Here is a 16,931-nt window from a genome sequence, read left to right as displayed (position 1 = left end):
AACGGGCCGCGGGAGGGGGTGGGACTAACCCCGTTTGCCCCCCCCACCCAGCCCGGACTCGATCGCGGGGACCGTCAGTGGGCGGACCGTCAGCGGGACCGTCAGCGGGCGGCGTCGCGGGCGAGCAGCGGGTGCAGCCGGAACGGGATCAACTCGCCCATGTCGAGAGCGGTCTCCGCCCGTTCGACACCGTCGGCCGCCTGGATGGCGCCCGTGATGCGGAACAGGTCCTCAGCATCCGTGCACACGACGCGCACGAGCAGATCCGACGGTCCGCTGAGCCCGTGCGCCTGCACGATCTCGGGGATGGTCGCCAGGTGCTCCACGATCGACGCCAGCTTCTGCTGCTGCACATGGACCGTCACGAACGCCGCCAGCGGGTACCCGGCGACGTGCGCGCTGATGCGCCGATCGAACGACAGGAACACGCCCGACCGCTCCAGTGCGGTCATCCGGGCCTGCACCGTGTTGCGGCTCAGGCCGAGGCGGTCTGCGAGGGTGACGTTGGTCGCGCGCGGGTCGTCGGTGAGGGCGACGAGGATGCGCCGATCGGTGCTGTCGAGAGTGGGCATAGTGCGAAACCTAGCACCAGGCGACACGGCTGGATAGTGCATCCTGCCCATCCGACACGCTGAGAGTTGTGCTGGCTGACTGGTCAGCGTAGCGTTCCTCCTAATTCCGGCGATGAGGCCGGAAGCCGGTCGCGCGCGCCACAAGCCTGCGGACCGGGCGCGAGAGTGAAGGTTGCGTGAAGCGTGACGATCGACAATCAGCCCGCCGTTCGAAACTCCGACAGCTCCAACCGGATGGACGAGGTCCATCTGGGTGAGCTCCGCCTCGGCGAGATCGACACCGTGCAGCTCCTGACCCCGGCGGGGGATCGGTTGAGCGACGTGCGCTACGACGCCTGGGTCGCCGATATCGGCGATGACCAGCTCCTCTCTCTCTATGAGGACATGGTGGTCATCCGCCGCATCGACACCGAGGCCACCGCCCTGCAGCGTCAGGGCGAGCTGGGGCTGTGGCCCCCGCTGCTCGGCCAGGAGGCCGCACAGATCGGTTCGGGTCGTGCCCTGCGCTCCGACGACTTCGTCTTCTCCAGCTACCGCGAGAACGGTGTCGCGTACTGCCGCGGCGCCGCGCTGCCCGACCTGGTCAAGGTCTGGCGCGGCATCGCCCAGAGCGGCTGGAACCCGTACGACATCAACATGGCCACCCCGCAGGTGATCATCGGCGCCCAGACACTGCACGCCACCGGCTACGCGCTCGGCATCCAGGCCGACGGCACGGATGCGGTGGCGGTCGCGTACTTCGGCGACGGTGCGACCAGCGAGGGCGACGTGAACGAGGCGATGATCTTCGCCGCCACCTACGCCGCCCCGGTCATCTTCTTCTGCCAGAACAACCAGTGGGCCATCTCCGAGCCCGTCGCCCTGCAGGCGCAGCGCCCGATCGCCGAGCGCGCGCCCGGCTTCGGCATCCCGAGCGTCCGTGTCGACGGCAACGACGTGATCGCCGTCATGGCCGTGATGCGGGCGGCGCTCGACCGCGCCCGCAGCGGCGGCGGCCCGACCTTCATCGAGGCCGTGACGTACCGGATGGGCCCGCACACCACCGCGGACGACCCCACCCGGTACCGCGATCCTGCCGAGCTCGACGAGTGGAAGGCGAAGGATCCGATCGCCCGGGTCGAGTCGCTCCTCACCGCGCGCGGCGTGCTCACCGCCGAGCGTGCCGAGGCGGTAGCCGCCGTCGCCGACACGGTCGCCGCCGAGCTCCGGGCCGGGTGCGTCTCGCTTCCCGACCCCGACCCGATGAGCGTCTTCGACAACGTCTACGCCGAGGCCCATACCGGCCTCGCCCGCGAGCGGGACCATTACAGCCGTTACCTCCGCACCTTCGTCGGGGGTGATAGCCGATGACGACACTCACGATGGCCAAGGCGATCAACGCCGGCCTGCGCCGCTCTCTGGCGGGTGACGACCGCGTCGTGCTGATGGGGGAGGACATCGGCACCCTCGGTGGCGTCTACCGCGTGACCGACGGCCTGCAGACCGAGTTCGGGCCCCGTCGGGTGATGGATTCGCCTCTGGCCGAGTCCGGCATCCTGGGCACCGCGGTCGGCATGGCCTACCGCGGCTACCGGCCGGTCGTCGAGATCCAGTTCGACGGGTTCATCTATCCGGCGTTCGACCAGATCGTCAGTCAGGTGGCCCGGATGCGCTACCGCACGGCCGGCGCCGTCAGCATGCCGATCACCATCCGCGTGCCGTTCGCGGGCGGCATCGGCGCGGCCGAGCATCACTCCGACTCGCCCGAGGCCTATTTCGCGCACGCCGCCGGACTCCGGGTCGTCAGCCCGTCGAGCCCCGAGGACGCGTACACCCTCATCCAGCAGGCCATCGCCTCGGACGACCCCGTGCTCTATTTCGAGCCCAAGCGCCGCTACCACGTGAAGGGCGAGGTCGACGAGACCGCGCCGCTGGCCGACGCGCGCCCGATGAGCACGGCCCGGGTCGTCGTCGAGGGCACGGATGTGACGCTCGTGACCTACGGCGGCCTGGTTCAGACCGCGCGCGACGCCGCGATCGCAGCCGCCGACGAGGGGGTCTCGGTCGAGGTGATCGACCTGCGCTCGCTCTCCCCGCTCGACATGGACACCGTCATCGCCTCCGTGCGCAAGACGGGACGCCTGGTCGTGACGCATGAGGCCCCGCTCTCCGGCGGTCTCGGCGCCGAGGTCGCGGCGGCCATCACCGAGCGCTGCTTCTATGACCTGGAGCACGCGCCGGTGCGGATCACCGGCCACGACATCCCGTACCCGGCCGCCAAGCTGGAGGGCGCCCATGTGCCCGACCTCGATCGCATCCTCGATGGGATCGACCGGGCCCTCGACCGTCCCAACTCGCTGACCGGGGTCGAAGACTGATGGCCGCGATCAAAGAGTTCGCGCTGCCCGACCTCGGCGAGGGTCTCACCGAGTCGGAGCTGGTGTCGTGGCATGTCGCCGTCGGCGACACGGTCGTGCTGAACCAGATCATCGCCGAGGTGGAGACCGCCAAGGCCCTGGTCGAGCTTCCCGCACCCTACGCAGGCGTGGTCTCGCGCCTGTTCGTCGAGCCGGGCGTGACCGTCTCGGTGGGGGACCCGATCGTCGCCTTCGAGGTGGCAGGGGCCCCGGATGCTCCGCCGCCAGCGACGACCGCCCCCGCCGCGCGGCCCGAGCCTTCCACGGACGCTGGCGCAGACTCCGCCGCTGGCGCAGACTCGGCCGGTGGCGCAGACTCGGCCGACGCGGACTCCGCCCCCGAGCCGAACCTCGTCGGCTACGGCGCCAAGGCCGACTCCCGCGATCACCCGCGCCGCCGCGCACGCCCCGGACTCACGCCGCCGACGATCACGTCGGCTCCCTCCTCGGCTCCCGCTTCGACGGCTGCGGGGACGACCGCGACCGTGGCGCCGCAGCACTCCGCGACGGCCGGACCGGCCGTCCTCGAGCGCCCGCGCGCCACCCCTCCCGTGCGCAAGCTCGCCCGCGAGCGCGGCATCGACCTCACCGACGTCCTGGGCACGGGCGACGGCGGACTGATCACCCGGCAGGACGTCGAAGCCGTCGTGACCGGCGGGTTCCGTCGCACAGCCACCGCATCCGCCGAGGCTCCCGCGGCCAACCGGCCGGCCGGCCGTCCGTCCCGCGCGCGCGAGACGCGCATCCCGATCAAAGGCGTGCGCAAGTTCACGGCGGAGGCGATGGTGCGCAGCGCCTTCACCGCGCCGCATGCCACGGTGTTCCTCACCGTCGATGTGACGCCCACCATGGAACTGCTCGAACGCCTGCGCGCGCAGCGCGAGTTCGCCGACAGCCGTCCGGGGCTGCTGGCTGTCGTCGCCAAGGCGCTGTGCCTCGCCGTCGCCCGCACCCCCGAGGTGAACGCGCGATGGGACGAGCAGGCCCAGGAGATCGTCGAGTTCGGCTACGTGAACCTGGGCATCGCGGCCGCCACGCCGCGCGGCCTCGTCGTCCCGACCATCCCGGATGCCGACGCCCTCGACCTGGTGGGCCTTGCGACGAGCATCCGGGAGCTGGCCGAGACCGCCCGCGCCGGACGCACCTCGCCGGAGCGGCTCAGCGGTGGAACGATCTCCATCACCAACGTCGGGGTGTTCGGGGTCGACGCCGGGACGCCGATCCTCACCCCGGGGGAGGCCGCGATCCTCGCGATCGGGGCCGTGCGTCGTCAGCCGTGGGAGTACCGCGGCGAGGTGGCGCTGCGCCAGGTGATGACGCTCGCGGTGTCGTTCGACCACCGGCTGGTCGACGGCCAGCAGGGGTCGCGGTTCATCGCCGACATCGGCCGGGTGCTGTCGGACCCCGCGAGCGTGCTCACGATGATCTGACCTCAGTCCGCCGGCGGGACGTTGTGGTTGCCGGCGAACAGATTGGCGGGATCGTACCGGCGCTTGACCGCGGCGAGCCGCCGATAGGTCTCCGCCGGGTAGATGGCGGCGACATCCTCGGCGGTGGCCGACGCGAGGAAGTTCGCGTAGGCGCCGCTGACGTGGGGCGCGAGTCTCGCCCAGATCGCCTGCAGCGCCGGGCGACCAGCATCGACGACCGGTTCCGGACCCGCGATGGTCGTCACGAACATCAGCTCGGCCCGGCGGTGCGCGAACGCGGTGGCATCGTCCGGCACCCGGGACACCGCACCCCCGACGCTGCGGATGGAGATGAACGGCGACGGCTCCGACGCACCGACCTCCGCAAGGATCCGGAGCACGGCGGGCACAGCCTCCGAGTCGACGAAGGCGCTTCGGGCGACGAACCGGATGCCGGGAGGCGGTGTGGCGCCGTCCACCAGCGTGTCCGCATACGGCTTCAGCTCGACGTCGTCGCTGAGAACCGTGCCGAGCCGGCGGATCGGGTCGATAGCTTCGGCCGCGAGCAGCGGGCCGTCGCCGTCGAAGGCCACCTGGATCTCGACCGGCGCCTCCGACCCGCCGGTGAACGGATTGGCGAACCCGAGCGTCGACGTGAGCTCTTCCGGCGCGGTGCGGAGATAATCCGCCCAGCCGCGGAGCACGGCGGGAGCCTCCGACGCCGGGAAGGCGATCGTGCCGAAGTAGACGTCGGTCGTCGGATGGGCGACAAAGTCGAAGGCGGTGACGATCCCGAGATTGCCGCCACCGCCGCGGATCGCCCAGAACAGCTCCGGGTTCTCTGTTGCACTCGTCCGCACGACCTCACCGCCGGCGATGACCACCTCAGCGGCCACGACGTTGTCCAGGGCGAGACCGTGCTTCCGGACCTTCCAGCCGATGCCGCCGGTCAACGTCAGGCCGCCGACACCGACGCTCTTCGTATCGCCCGAGGAGATCGCGAGTCCGAGCGGCGAGAGGATGGCCGCGACCTGACCCCAGGTGGCCCCGCCGCCGATGCGCACGACGTGGCGTTCGCGATCGACCACCTCCACGCCCGAGAGGCCGCCCAGGTCGATCACGACTCCGCCGTCGTTCGTGCTGAAGCCCGGGAATCCATGACCGCCGCCCCGCACGGACAGGGCGAGGCCGGCGGCGGCGGCGAATCTGACGTCCGCTTGGACGTCGCTGACGCTGCGCGGCCGCAGAACGTAGGCCGGGCTGCCGGAGGCGAAGACCGCCCGACTGGCCGATTCGTACTCGGGGGCGCCGGGTTCGATGATGTCGCCGTCGAAGTCGCGGCGGAGTGTTTCGAGCGCTGAGTTCACAAGAGGTTCCTTTCCAGCCACGGACGAGAATGGTTCACGTGGTATTCATCAGACGCCGGTGCTGACGCTTCTGTGACATCCGGATGCGAGGGCTCTGCGACCTTATGCCTTGGACACCGTCATGGCGGTGCGCATCGACGACGGCCGCATCAGCGGACTCTATGCGGTGGGCAATCCCGAGAAGCTGTCCAGGATGGTCGAGGAGACAGCCCTTCGCCGCTGAGCGCGGCTTGCGAGGCGCTGAGCGTGAGGCGCTGAGCGAGGCTCAGGCGTGCAGCGCGGCGTTCAGCTCGATTCCGTCGCCGGAGCGTTTCAGCACCTCGACCGCGCCGGTCAGCGAGTTGCGGCGGAACAGCAGCCCCGGAACGCCCGACAGGTCGAGGGCCTTGACCGTCTGCGGCCGTCCGTCGGCGGTGGCTGCGCCGTTCACCACGACGACCTTCGTGCCGGCGGTGACGTAGAGGCCCGCCTCGACGACGCTGTCGTCGCCGATCGAGATGCCGATGCCCGAGTTCGCGCCGAGGAGAGCACGCTCGCCGATCGCGACCCGCTGGGTGCCGCCGCCCGAGAGGGTCCCCATGATGGAGGCGCCGCCTCCGATGTCGGAGCCGTCGCCCACGACGACGCCCTGCGAGATGCGGCCTTCGACCATCGAGGTGCCGAGCGTGCCGGCGTTGAAGTTCACGAACCCCTCGTGCATCACGGTGGTGCCCGGCGCCAGATGCGCTCCGAGGCGCACGCGCGAGGCGTCGGCGATGCGCACCCGATCCGGCGTGACGTAGTCGAGCAGCCGCGGGAATTTGTCGATGCCCGTCACGTGGATGCCCGCACGCTGCAGCTTCGGGCGCAGCCGGTCGAAGTCGGCCGGATGCACGGGGCCGGCGTTCGTCCACGTCACGATGGGCAGGTGCCCGAAGATCCCGTCGAGGTTGACGGTGTTCGGACGGGTCAGGAGGTGCGACAGCACGTGCAGGCGCAGGTAGGCGTCGGGGGTGGACGCGGGAGGGGCATCCAGATCGATCTCGACGGTCACGATGTCGACCCGCACATTGCGTCGCTCGTCCTCGCCGGCGAGCTCCTCGAACTCGGCCGGGGCGATCCAGCGGTCACGGCCGGCGGGCAGGCCGCCCAGCTTCGGCTCCGGGAACCAGGTGTCGAGCACGGTGCCGTCGCCTGCCACCGTGGCGAGGCCGTATCCCCAGGCGTGGCGGGGCGTGGAGGATTCGGAGGAAACGTCGGAGGGCATGGCTCTAGATTAGTAGGGTGCCCCTCGACCTCAGCGCTTCGTCCATCGACCTCACCCGCCAGCTCTGCGACATCGAATCGGTGTCGGGCGGTGAGACGCGGCTCGCCGACGAGATCGAGGCGGCGCTGAGCGGCCTCGGCCATCTGGAGGTCATCCGCGACGGCGACACGGTGGTCGCCCGCACGGACCTCAGTCGTGAGCGCCGGGCCGTCATCGCCGGCCACATCGACACGGTTCCGCTCAACGACAACCTGCCCACCCGTTTCGAGACCATCGACGGCATCGAGTACCTCTGGGGGCGGGGCACCGTCGACATGAAGTCGGGCACGGCCGTGCAGCTCAAGCTCGCCGCGGAGCTCACCGACCCAACGGTCGACGTGACGTGGATGTGGTACGACCACGAGGAGGTCTCCGCCGACCTCAACGGCCTCGGCCGGCTCGCCCGCCATCGCCCCGACCTGTTCGCCGGTGACTTCGCGATCCTCGGCGAGCCCAGCAACGGCATCGTCGAGGGCGGCTGCAACGGCAACCTGCGCGTCGAGGTGCGCACCTTCGGCCTGCGCGCGCACTCGGCGCGCGGCTGGGTGGGCGACAACGCCGTCCACAAGGCCGCGCCCATCCTGGACACGCTCGCCTCCTACCAGGCTCGTGAGGTCGAAGTCGACGGCCTCGTGTACCGCGAGGGACTGAACGCGGTCGGAATCTCCGGCGGTGTCGCCGGCAACATCATCCCCGACGAGTGCATGGTGCACATCAACTACCGCTTCGCGCCGAGCCGCAGCTCGGAGGAGGCGATCGCGCACATGCACGAGCTGTTCGGCGAGTACCAGATCACGGTCGTCGACCGCGCCGACGGCGCACGTCCCGGTCTCGACGCGCCTCTCGCGCAGGAGTTCCTGGCGGCGGTCGGCGGGGTCGCCAAGCCCAAGTACGGGTGGACGGACGTCGCACGATTCAGCGCCATGGGCATCCCCGCGGTCAACTACGGCCCGGGCGATCCGCTGAAGGCGCACGCCGACGACGAGCGCGTCGCCGTACAGCAGATCACGGCCGTCGAAGCGGGACTCCGTGCCTGGCTCACCGGTGCCGGCCGCGCCTGAGGAGGCGGCTCGCGAGCAGCGGCTGCTCGAGCGAGAGCTCCCGCCGCCGATCATCGTCCCCTGGTGGTCACGGTGGTGGATGCGCGTCCTGGCCGTCTACGTCGCGAGCCGTGTCGTCACCACGACCTTCCTGCTGATCCTCGCGAACGCGCAAGGCCAGAACCAGTGGACCGCCGCGCATCCGGGCTACTTCGACTTCGCGGCGATCTGGGACGGCCGCTGGTACAACATCGTCTCGATCGCGGGCTATCCGGCGTCGCTGCCCACGGTCGACGGGGTCCATGTCACGGAGAACGCCTGGGCGTTCATGCCGGGGTATCCGGCGTTCGTGAACCTGCTGCAGTTCCTGACCCGGATGCCGTGGCCGGTCGCCGCCGTCTTCGTCTCGGCGGCGTTCGGCGCCGGCGCAGCGCTCATCTTCTACCTGCTGCTGCGTCGCCTGAACTTCTCAGCGTCGACGAGCCTGTTCGCGGTGGTGCTGTTCTGCGTCGCGCCGGTGTCGCCGTTGTTCCAGCTGGCGTACGCCGAGTCGATGTACATCTTCCTGCTGGTGCTGGCGCTCTACCTGCTGGTGGACCGGCGGTACGTCGCGCTGTTCCCCGTCGTCACGATCATGGCGTTCACGCGTCCGAGCGGCCTCGCGTTCGCCCTGACGCTGGCGTTGCACGTCGCCTACCGCTGGTTCACCCGCCGCACCGACCCCTTCCCGGTGCGCGACCGCGTGCTGAGCATCTCGCTGATGGTCTTTTCCGGTCTCGCCGGTCTCGCCTGGCCCGCGCTCGCCGGCATCGTCACGGGATCGTGGACGGCTTACACCGACACCGAGCTGGCCTGGCGTGCGCCGTACATCGGCTACGTGCACCTCGTGCCGTTCGCGTCCTGGTTCCAGGGGGCGGACTGGTGGTTCGGCTACATGCTGGGGCTGCCCGGCTGGCTGGGCATCGTGTGCCTGGTGCTCATCCTGGCGATCTTCGCCATCACCCTCTTCTCGCCCGCGGTGCGGCGTCTCGGAGTCGATCTGCGGTTCTGGATCGCCGCCTACGCTCTGTACCTGCTCGCGGTGTTCTTCCCGCAGTCGAGCACGTTCCGGCTCCTGATGCCGCTCTTCCCGCTGCTTGCGGTGCTCGCGATTCCGCGCAGCAGGTTCTATCGATCGGGCCTCGTGGTGCTGTTCCTGGCCCTGCAGGTGGGGTGGCTGCTCGTGTGCTGGGGCGTCGACGGACTCGACTGGTCCCCGCCGTGATCGTCGCGGCGATCGTCGCCGGACACGGACGTGGGTAGACACACGATTTCCGCAGGTCGGCGCGTATGACAGATAATAGAGATACATCCACGAAAGGGGAGCTGCATGGCGGCCATGAAGCCGAGGACCGGGGACGGGCCAATGGAGGCTGTGAAGGAGGGTCGGCTCATCATCGTGCGAGTGCCGCTCGAGGGTGGGGGACGACTCGTCGTCTCTGTCAACGACGCGGAGGCCAAAGAGCTTCACGACGCTCTCGCGAGCGTCGTCGCCTCCTCCTAGCTAGCGCGGAAACGGGCCCCCGAGGGGGCCCGTTTTCCTGTGCCTGCGGTCGGATGGACGCCGCGATGCGCGGCGCCCGTCGACCCGTTACGGGGCGAGTTTCGTGATCTGCAGCAGCCCGTCGCCGGCCAGCGAGAGCGCGCTGACGACGGCGCCGGAGGCGGCGGTCTCGGTGACGAGGGTGCGGAAGCCGGTGGCGACGTCGTCGCGTTGCGCCGGGTCGGAGACGCGTCCCTTCCAGAGCGCGTGGGCGACGAGCACGGTTCCTCCCGGTCGCGCCAGGCGCAGCCCGTGCTCCACGTATTCGATGACCGACTGGGGGTCTGCGTCGATGAAGACGATGTCGTACGAGTTCTCGTTCATCCGGGGCAGCACGTCGAGCGCGCGGCCGGTGATGAGCCGCACCCGGTTGGAGGCGATGCCGGCGTCGGTGAAGAAGCCGCGCGCGTGCTGCTGGTGCTCGAGCTCCGAGTCGATCGACGTGAGCTGAGCCTGCGTGCCGCCGGTGAGCAGCCACAGACCGGATACTCCGGCCCCGGTTCCGACCTCGACGATGTTCTCCGCAGCGGTGGCCGCGACGACCACGGCCGCCTGCGCGCCGACGCTCGGTGCGATCGGGTCGATGCCCAGTTCGAGCGACTGCTGCCGTGCACGGGCGATGACCTCGCTCTCGACGATGACGTCGTCGGCGAATTTCCAGTTCGAATCTTTGTCTGTCACAGCGCTCCCGGTGATCTCCGGCACCAGGATACGGCCCGCTATCGCAGCTTTCGTGCAGGCGTTCCGAGTTACCCTTATCTCGTGTTCGGATTGACCTTCGAGAAGCTGCTGATCATCGGCGTGATCGCGGCGTTCCTGCTGGGCCCCGAACGGCTGCCCGGCTACGCCGCCAAGCTCGGCCAGTTCACCCGCTCCCTGCGCGACTTCGCCAACGGCGCGAAGGACCGGATGCGCGAAGAGATGGGCCCCGACTTCGACGACGTCGACTGGAAGAAGCTCGACCCGCGCCAGTACGACCCGCGCCGCATCATCCGCGAGGCGCTCCTCGACGACGGAACGGCCACGACCACGGCGATCAAGCCGGTCACCGAGTCGGCCTACGCCCAGCACCAGCGCAAACTGCAGGCCGGCGCCCTGCCCCCGTTCGACACCGAGTCCACCTGATCGGCGCGGTGAAGAATCTAGGCTACTGAAATGTCGGTAGTCTGCAGATGAACGACATCGTCAGTTCCGGTCTGCAGTTGGCAGACATGATTGCGCGTCCGATCGGATTGCACTCAAGATCTATCCATAAAGCCAAGCGCCCCCGAACATGTCGGAGGCGCTTTGCCGATCGAGCTTTCCCAATCCACTTGATCCGAGCTTAGCGAGTTTCTGTTTCAGAAACCTCAATGTGCCCGTGTGCGGTCGGAGAGTCTCCGGGCTATATCATTCGGGAATGATCGCAACGGAGCAGTTGCTCACCCGCCGGACGATCGCCCGCTACGCCATCGGCTCCCTCGGAACCGGAGGGTTCGCAACACTGCCCGGGCTGGTCCTCGTCTACTACCTCACCAACACGCTCGGCGTCGCCGCCATCGTGGCCGGGGTCGTCGTCACCGTGGCCAAGATCTGGGACGTGATCATCGACCCCGTGATCGGCGCGCGCTCCGACCGGATGCTCGCCCGCAACGGCTCCCGGCGGGGCATGATGATCGTCGGCGCGATCGCCCTCCCGGCGTTCTTCCTCGTGACGTTCGCCGTTCCCGCCGGCACGTCGCCCGCCGCCGCGGGCATCTGGGTGTTCATCGCCTTCCTCCTCACCGCGACCGCGTTCAGCCTGTTCCAGGTGCCGTACATCGCGCTCCCGGCCGAGCTCGCATCCGGCTACGACCAGCGCACCCGCCTGCTCACCTGGCGCGTCGTCGTCCTCACCTTCGCCATCCTCCTCTTCGGTGCGGGCGGTCCCGTCCTTCGTTCACTGGGCGGCGACAACGAGTACGCCGGCTACCTGCTGATGGCGCTGGTCGCCGGCGTCGTGATCGGGGCCGGGATGCTCATCTCCAGCTTCGTCGCGCCGCGCCACCTCGTGGCCGCCGGTGACGCGCCGCCGCGGGAGAGCATCCGGAGCACGTTGCGCACCAACTATGCGGCGGGGTTCCGGGTGCTGCGCGACAGCCAGCCGTTCCGGGCGCTGCTGCTGACCTTCCTGCTGCAGGGACTGGCGACCGGCGTGATGCTCACCGGAGCCAGCTACGTCGCGACCTGGGTGCTGCACTCCGAAGGCGCGGTGACGTACCTCTTCGTGGCGCTGATCGGTCCGGCCCTCGTCATGACGCCTGTGTGGGCTGTGGTGTCGCGGCGGATCGGCAAGGAGCGCGGGTTCGCCCTGGCGAGCGTCCTGTTCGGGGTGGCGGCGCTCTCGATGATCGCGCTGCTCTGGGCGCCGGGCTGGTGGGTGTACGTGTCGGTGGCGCTGGTCGGCGCCGGCTACGCGGGTATGCAGTCACTGCCGATGGCGATGCTCCCGGATGTGATCTCGCACGACGCGGAGCGAAACGGCCCGGGCCGGGCGGGGACCTTCGGCGGCATGTGGACGGCCGGCGAGACCACGGGCATGGCCCTCGGCGCGACGGTGTTCACGATCGTGCTCGGCGCCACCGGCTACATCGAGAGCACCGCGAAACCGGCGATCGCTGCGGCAGGGGAGTCCCAGTCGGCCGCCGCCGTCGCCGGGATCGTGCTCGGCTTCAGTCTCGTCCCCGCCGCGATCGTCGCGGCGAGCCTCATCCCACTGTTCCGGTACCGCTTGCGCAAGGAGGACATCGATGGTCGCCTTTGACTCCACCGCGATCCTGGCACGGCTCACCGCGTTGCGGGCGGCGGACGCCCCCACTCACGGCGGCCGCGTGCTCAGCTACGTCTACGACTCGGGCGTCGCCGCCATCGACGAACTGGCGGCCGACGCCGTCCGCCTCGTGCAGCCGGTGAACGGCCTCGACCCGACGACGTTCACGTCGGTCGCGGTGATGGAGCGCGAGGTGCTCGGGTTCGCGCGCGAACTGCTCCACGGCGGCGACGACGTCGTCGGCACGGTGACGACCGGCGGCACCGAGTCCTGCCTGCTCGCGGTGAAGACGGCGCGGGACGTGTGGCGAGCGGCCGGCGGAACGGGTCGCGCCCGGCTGGTGGCGCCGGTCTCGGTGCACGCCGCCTTCCAGAAGGCCGCGCACTACTTCGACCTCGAACTCGACCTGGTGCCGATCGACCCGCAGACCGGGGAGGTCGACGCGGCCGACCTGATCGGGCGTCTGGGTCCGGATGTGGCGCTCGCGGTGGTCTCGGCCCCGTCGTACCCGTTCGCGACCCTCGACCCGGTGGAGGAGGTCGCGGCCGCCTGCGACGAGGCCGGAATCGCCTGCCACGTCGACGCCTGCATCGGCGGCTGGATCCTGCCGTTCTGGCGCCGAGGCGACGGGACGCCGCTGCCCCTCTGGGACTTCCGGGTCCCGGGCGTGACGAGCGTGTCCGCCGATCTGCACAAGTTCGGCTACGCGCCGAAGGGCGCCAGCGTGCTCCTGCAGCGCGGACGCGACCGGCAGCGCGCCCAGTACTTCGCGACGACGAGCTGGCCGGGCTACCCGGTGGTGAACTCGACCATGCTCGGCTCCAAGTCGGCCGGAGCCCTGGCGGCCTCGTGGGCGATCGTGCAGGCGCTCGGCGCACGCGGGTTCGCTGAGCTCGCCGAATCGTGCAGGCGGGCCACCAGTGCCCTCACGGACATCATCGAGGACATCGAGGGGCTGCGCATCGTCGGAGATCCGGTCGGGCCGTTGCTCGCCGTCGCGACGGACGAGAGCGTGCCGGCCGAGCGCCGTGTCGATCCGCACCGCTGGGCCGACCGGGCACGCCGCCGCGGCTGGCTGCTCCAGCTGCAGCCGGGACTCGTGCAGGCGGACGGGACGCGCGTCCCGCACACCACCCACCTCACGATCACGCCGGTCACGGAGGAACTGGTCGACGAGCTCGAGGCCGTGCTCCGTGCGTCCGCCGCCGAGGTGCGGGGCGAGCCGCGCGCGGATGCGTCCGCCGTGCTCGCGGCGCTGCCTCCGGAGCTGCTGGCTGCGGCCGCGGGCGACACGGGCGACCGGATGCTCGACTCGGAGACGGCTGCGGGCATCCTGAACGCCATCGGACTGGGCGGCGACGGAGACGACCCCACCGGCGCCCGGCTGCCCGACGAGATGGCGCCCTTCCTCGCACTGATCGAGGCCCTGCCGCACCCGCTCACCGAACGCCTCCTCATCGAGCTGCTCGCGCGCATCGTGGAGCCGCCCTCGCGCTGAGGTGCCTCGACTCCCGGAAGAACGGGTCAGGAGACGCTGAGGCCGAGCTTGCGACCGGCGAGACCGCGTCCGCGCGTGGCCAGCAGGTCGGCGACTCCGCGGATGGCGGCCGCGGCCGGATCGGCCGGGTCGGTCACCACGATCGGTGCCCCCGCGTCCCCGCCGGCGCGCAACGGGATGCTCAGCGGAACAGACGCGAGCAGCGGCACGGGCGTCTCCTGGCCGGCCGACAGGCGACGGGCGACCTCGGCCCCGCCGCCGGAGCCGAAGAGCTCGAGCACGGTGCCGTCGGGCTGGGGGAGCCCCGCCATGTTCTCGATCACGCCCGCGACCCGCTGCCCCGTCTGACGCGCGACCACGCCGCTGCGCTCCGCGACGTCGGCGGCGGCCGGCTGCGGCGTCGTCACGACCAGCACCTCGGCGTTCGGCAGCAGCTGCCCGACCGAGATGGCCACGTCGCCCGTGCCCGGCGGCAGGTCGAGCAGCAGGATGTCGAGGTCGCCGAAGAACACGTCGCTGAGGAACTGCTGGATCGTCCGGTGCAGCATCGGGCCGCGCCAGGCGACGGCCGCCGACGGCGAGTCCACGAACATCCCGATCGACACCACCTTCACGCCGTAGGCGATCGGCGGCAGGATCATGTCGTCCACCCGGGTCGGGCGCGGGGCGTTCCCGGCGGCGTCGACGAGGCCCAGGATGCCCGGGATCGAGAATCCATGCACGTCCGCGTCGACGATGCCCACCCGCAGGCCGCGTTCGGCCAGCGCGACGGCCAGGTTGGCCGTGAGCGTCGACTTGCCCACGCCGCCCTTGCCGCTGGTGACCGCGTAGACGGTGGTCAGCGAATCCGGCCCGAACTGCTGGGCCCGGGCGGCCCGCCCTCCGCGCAGCTTCTCGGTGAGGGCTTTGCGCTCGTCGCGCGACATCACCGAGACGTCGACGGTGACCCCGCTGACCCCCGGCACGCTCGCGGCGGCGGTGCGCACATCCCGTTCGATCGTGTCGGCTGCCGGGCATCCGACGATCGTGAGCTTGACGGCCACGGTCGCATGGCCGGCGTCGTCGACGGTGACCCCGCCGACCATGTCGAGGTCGACGATGGGCTTGCGGATCTCCGGGTCGAGCACGCCGCCGAGCGCACGCTCGACGGCGGCAGCCAGCTCAGGCACGTGCGGTCTCGCCGTCCTCGTCGTCGCGGCGGTCGAGGTCTTCGAGCAGGGCGCGCAGTTCGGCGCGGATGAAGTCCTTCGTCGCCATGTCCTTGATCGCCAGCCGCAGCGCGACCACCTCGCGGGCGAGGTACTCGGTGTCCGCCAGGTTGCGCTCGGCGCGTTGCCGGTCCTGCTCGATCTGCACGCGGTCGCGATCGTCCTGCCGGTTCTGCGCGAGCAGGATGAGCGGGGCGGCATACGAGGCCTGCAGCGACAGCACCAGTGTCAGGGCGATGAAGCCGAGCGCGATCGAGTCGAAACGCCACGCCTGCGGAGCCAGCGTGTTCCAGCCCATCCAGAAGATGACGAAGATCGTGAGGCCCAGGATGAACCACGGCGTGCCCATCGCACGGGCGATCCACTCCGTGAACCGGCCGAACCGGTCGCTCTGCTGCTCGCCGCCACGCCGCGGGAGGACGGTCGTGCGGAGGCCCTTGGGGGCGTCCAGTCTGGTGTCCTGCTTACCTCGGGCCATTGCCGCTCCTCCTTCCGTTCGCGATCGGGATGCTGCCGGTCTCGTCGGAGACGCGGGCGCGTTTCACGGGTTCGTCGTCGCGACTTCGCCAGTCGTCGGGGAGCAGATAGTCGAGGATGTCGTCAATGGTCACCACCCCGACCAGACGGTGGTTGTCATCCACGACGGGCAGGGAGACGAGGTTGTAGCTCGCCAGGATGCGCGACACCTCGGCGGCGCTGGTGTCGGCCGTCACCGGCTCCAGACTCGGGTCGAGCAGAGTGCCCAGCCGCACGTGGGGCGGGTAGCGGAGCATCCGCTGGAAGTGCACGACGCCGAGGAAGCGGCCGGTGGGCGCTTCGTAGGGCGGGAGCGTGACGCAGACGGCCGCGCCGAGCGCCGGGGCGAGCTCGTGGCGCCGGATGAGCGCCAGTCCTTCCGCGACGGTGGCGTCGGCCGACACGATGATCGGCTCAGTGGTCATCAGGCCGCCGGCGGTGTCGGGGGCGTAGGTCAGGAGCATCCGGACGTCTTCGGCCTCTTCGGGCTGCATCAGCTCGAGGAGGTGCTCGCCGCGCTCGTCGGAGAGCTGGGCGATGAGGTCGGCGGCGTCATCCGGCTGCATCTGGTCGAGCACATCGGCGGCGCGGTCGTCGTCGAGCTGGGCGAGGATCTGCACCTGCTCGCTCTCCGGCATCTCTTCGAGGACGTCGGCCAGGCGGTCGTCCGGCAGCTCCTCCGCGACCTCGAGCATCCGCTGCTGGGGGAGGTCGAGCAGGGTGTTGGCGAGGTCGGCCGGCTTCAGCTCGGAGTAGGTGGCGATCAGCTGCTCGGCCGACTGCGGCTCACCGGCCGGCTGCGTCTCGCGCACCTCGTTCCAGGTGACGAACGTGGTCGGACCCTTGCCGAACGGCGAGGAACCGGCCTTCGGTCGGCGCACGAACAACTGGCTGATGGCCCACTCGCCGGTGCTGGACTCCTCGATGGCGACGTCTTCGATGGTGGCCTCGCCGGTGCCGTCGGTGAAGGCGACCTTGCGGCCGAGCATCTCGGCGATCACCCGCACCTCGCCGCCGCGCTGCTCGAACCGCCGGACGTTGATGAGGCCGGTCGTGATGATCTGCCCGCTGCCGATGCTGGTCACGCGGCCGATCGAGACGAACACCCGCCGTTTCCCGGGGATCTCGACGATCAGGCCGACGACGCGCGGAGGGTCGTTCTTGCGGTAGACGACGAGAACGTCGCGCACCTTCCCGACCCGGTCGCCGACGGGGTCGAAAACGGTGCACCCGGCCAAGCGGGCGACGAACACTCTCGTGGCACTCACAT

Annotated in this window: 16 protein-coding genes; 9 read left to right on the top strand and 7 right to left on the bottom strand. The window is 70.3% G+C overall.

What is annotated here, in order from left to right; genetic code table 11:
- Positions 1-101 precede the first annotated feature (101 nt).
- The gene (locus ACFVV5_RS09340) at positions 102-572 is read right to left on the bottom strand and encodes an Lrp/AsnC family transcriptional regulator (protein ID WP_387242347.1); all 471 of its coding nucleotides are present in this window, start codon (positions 570-572) and stop codon (positions 102-104) included.
- 234 nt (positions 573-806) lie between these two features.
- Between ACFVV5_RS09340 and pdhA the strand changes: the two genes are divergently transcribed.
- From pdhA to ACFVV5_RS09325, 3 genes are read left to right on the top strand one after another with little or no spacing between them, the layout of a single operon-like run.
- A complete protein-coding gene (gene pdhA / locus ACFVV5_RS09335; RefSeq protein WP_387242382.1) occupies positions 807-1,922 on the top strand; it encodes a pyruvate dehydrogenase (acetyl-transferring) E1 component subunit alpha in 1,116 nt (371 codons plus the stop codon).
- Positions 1,919-2,929 carry an alpha-ketoacid dehydrogenase subunit beta gene (locus ACFVV5_RS09330; RefSeq protein WP_387242344.1) on the top strand — a complete coding sequence of 337 codons (1,011 nt, stop codon included), beginning with the start codon at positions 1,919-1,921 and terminating at the stop codon, positions 2,927-2,929. Before pdhA ends, ACFVV5_RS09330 begins: the two co-directional genes overlap by 4 nt.
- Positions 2,929-4,398 carry a dihydrolipoamide acetyltransferase family protein gene (locus ACFVV5_RS09325; RefSeq protein ID WP_387242341.1) on the top strand — a complete coding sequence of 490 codons (1,470 nt, stop codon included), beginning with the start codon at positions 2,929-2,931 and terminating at the stop codon, positions 4,396-4,398. The genes ACFVV5_RS09330 and ACFVV5_RS09325 overlap by 1 nt, the downstream gene beginning before the upstream one ends.
- Positions 4,399-4,400: 2 nt before the next feature.
- Here the strand turns inward: ACFVV5_RS09325 and ACFVV5_RS09320 are convergent, their stop codons facing one another.
- Both ACFVV5_RS09320 and dapD read right to left on the bottom strand, forming a co-directional pair.
- Positions 4,401-5,744, bottom strand: a complete 1,344-nt coding sequence (locus tag ACFVV5_RS09320) for an FAD-binding oxidoreductase (RefSeq protein ID WP_387242338.1) — start codon at positions 5,742-5,744, stop codon at positions 4,401-4,403.
- Between the two features lie 265 nt (positions 5,745-6,009).
- Positions 6,010-6,990, bottom strand: a complete 981-nt coding sequence (gene dapD, locus ACFVV5_RS09315; protein WP_387242335.1) for a 2,3,4,5-tetrahydropyridine-2,6-dicarboxylate N-succinyltransferase — start codon at positions 6,988-6,990, stop codon at positions 6,010-6,012.
- Positions 6,991-7,007: 17 nt separating this feature from the next.
- On the opposite strand from dapD, the gene dapE reads away from it, so the two are divergent.
- The 3 genes from dapE (at position 7,008) to ACFVV5_RS09300 (ending at position 9,612) form a co-directional block, all read left to right on the top strand.
- Entirely contained in the window at positions 7,008-8,090 is a 1,083-nt protein-coding gene (dapE, locus tag ACFVV5_RS09310; RefSeq protein ID WP_387242332.1) for a succinyl-diaminopimelate desuccinylase, read from the top strand.
- Positions 8,059-9,333, top strand: a complete 1,275-nt coding sequence (locus ACFVV5_RS09305; RefSeq protein ID WP_387242329.1) for a hypothetical protein — start codon at positions 8,059-8,061, stop codon at positions 9,331-9,333. Before dapE ends, ACFVV5_RS09305 begins: the two co-directional genes overlap by 32 nt.
- A 105-nt stretch (positions 9,334-9,438) precedes the next feature.
- Entirely contained in the window at positions 9,439-9,612 is a 174-nt protein-coding gene (locus tag ACFVV5_RS09300) for a DUF3117 domain-containing protein (protein ID WP_387060166.1), read from the top strand.
- Between the two features lie 87 nt (positions 9,613-9,699).
- On the opposite strand, the gene ACFVV5_RS09295 is transcribed toward ACFVV5_RS09300, so the two are convergent.
- Entirely contained in the window at positions 9,700-10,332 is a 633-nt protein-coding gene (locus ACFVV5_RS09295; RefSeq protein WP_387242326.1) for an O-methyltransferase, read from the bottom strand.
- An 81-nt stretch (positions 10,333-10,413) separates the two neighbouring features.
- Here ACFVV5_RS09295 and ACFVV5_RS09290 point away from each other — a divergent pair, with 81 nt between their 5' ends.
- The 3 genes from ACFVV5_RS09290 (at position 10,414) to ACFVV5_RS09280 (ending at position 13,937) form a co-directional block, all read left to right on the top strand.
- Entirely contained in the window at positions 10,414-10,776 is a 363-nt protein-coding gene (locus tag ACFVV5_RS09290; protein ID WP_387242323.1) for a twin-arginine translocase TatA/TatE family subunit, read from the top strand.
- Between the two features lie 274 nt (positions 10,777-11,050).
- Positions 11,051-12,433, top strand: a complete 1,383-nt coding sequence (locus tag ACFVV5_RS09285) for an MFS transporter (RefSeq protein WP_387242320.1) — start codon at positions 11,051-11,053, stop codon at positions 12,431-12,433.
- The gene (locus ACFVV5_RS09280; RefSeq protein ID WP_387242317.1) at positions 12,420-13,937 is read left to right on the top strand and encodes a pyridoxal phosphate-dependent decarboxylase family protein; all 1,518 of its coding nucleotides are present in this window, start codon (positions 12,420-12,422) and stop codon (positions 13,935-13,937) included. The genes ACFVV5_RS09285 and ACFVV5_RS09280 overlap by 14 nt, the downstream gene beginning before the upstream one ends.
- A gap of 26 nt (positions 13,938-13,963) precedes the next feature.
- Here ACFVV5_RS09280 and ACFVV5_RS09275 read toward each other — a convergent pair whose 3' ends face one another.
- From ACFVV5_RS09275 to ACFVV5_RS09265, 3 genes are read right to left on the bottom strand one after another with little or no spacing between them, the layout of a single operon-like run.
- Positions 13,964-15,106 carry a P-loop NTPase gene (locus ACFVV5_RS09275; protein ID WP_387242315.1) on the bottom strand — a complete coding sequence of 381 codons (1,143 nt, stop codon included), beginning with the start codon at positions 15,104-15,106 and terminating at the stop codon, positions 13,964-13,966.
- Entirely contained in the window at positions 15,099-15,623 is a 525-nt protein-coding gene (locus ACFVV5_RS09270; RefSeq protein ID WP_387242312.1) for a DUF1003 domain-containing protein, read from the bottom strand. Before ACFVV5_RS09270 ends, ACFVV5_RS09275 begins: the two co-directional genes overlap by 8 nt.
- A complete protein-coding gene (locus ACFVV5_RS09265; RefSeq protein ID WP_387242309.1) occupies positions 15,610-16,929 on the bottom strand; it encodes a magnesium transporter MgtE N-terminal domain-containing protein in 1,320 nt (439 codons plus the stop codon). Before ACFVV5_RS09265 ends, ACFVV5_RS09270 begins: the two co-directional genes overlap by 14 nt.
- Positions 16,930-16,931: the final 2 nt, after the last annotated feature.

Origin of the sequence: Leifsonia sp. NPDC058248 (genome assembly GCF_042881905.1) — a bacterium.
Classification (GTDB): domain Bacteria; phylum Actinomycetota; class Actinomycetes; order Actinomycetales; family Microbacteriaceae; genus Leifsonia.
Note: the sequence above shows the minus strand (reverse complement) of the source record. Positions and strands in the feature narration are given on the sequence as shown.